At 37.3% G+C, this 962-nt stretch carries 1 protein-coding gene; it reads left to right on the top strand.

The features are described from left to right. On the top strand, window positions 1-864 hold an 864-nt coding region (locus LPB87_RS20595; RefSeq protein ID WP_230729226.1), incomplete at its 5' end, for a hypothetical protein. Window positions 865-962 lie beyond the last annotated feature (98 nt).

The raw sequence follows: 962 nt of genomic DNA, 5'->3' as shown, positions 1-962 counted from the left end.
GTAGCCGACCCTTGTTATTATTGTCCTGATGAAGAGGAACCAACTGGAGGTAGCGGTGGTTCTCCTGGAATACCGCTTAGAGAAGTTATAATTACATCTCCATCAACACCACCATCGTTTCCTCCTATGACTTTTATCCCGCGTGGCCCCTCATACGGTGCGGTTGATCCACCTGAATATACAAATCCGCCTCGAGGAGGAGGTGGTGGTGGTAGTGGTTCAACGGTGAATACTGAAAACCCTTGCAATACAGCCAAAGCTACAACAGCGAATGCCGAAAGCCCTGCTTATATATCTGCTAAAAGTAACATTGTTAAGGCTAGTGCAGATGGACTTGAACATAGTATTACTCTAGGTAAAGATGCCAAGGGTAAAATAACTGAAGCACCAATGAATAACGGTGGATCAGTCGATGTAAAAGTAAATACAACTTGGCCTGGGGCTTTTGGAGCTATGCATAATCATCCAAATCAGACCCCATTATCTGGTGGAGATGTATATGCTGCCGTAAAATTGAACACAGGAAACAGTAATTTTACAACTTCTTTTATTTTAACAAAAGGAGAGACATATGCAATTGTAGTTACAGATTTAGCCTTGGCGAAAGCATTTTCAACTACTTATCCAGCTGAACAATTACAAGGATACAATCCAGATTTTCCTACTTTTTTATTTGACCAAATTGATATGATGAAAGATTATATGGGATATGGCATTGAAGGACGAACTACCGCAATTGCTTTTATTTTGGATAAATATAATTCAGGTATAACATTATTAAAACAGGATAGTAATGGAAATTTTTACCCTCTTAAAAGTAAGGAAACATCAAATAAGACATATACTTTAATACCTTGTAATTAACCTTAAAAAACAAAAAAATGAAGAATACACTAAAAATTTTCGTACTGCTATTATCTATAGTACATTATAGCTGCAAAGCGCAACAAATGGTTCAAACT

The sequence above is a fragment of the Flavobacterium sp. EDS genome, from assembly GCF_020991525.1.
Classification (GTDB): Bacteria; Bacteroidota; Bacteroidia; order Flavobacteriales; family Flavobacteriaceae; genus Flavobacterium.
Note: the sequence above shows the minus strand (reverse complement) of the source record. Positions and strands in the feature narration are given on the sequence as shown.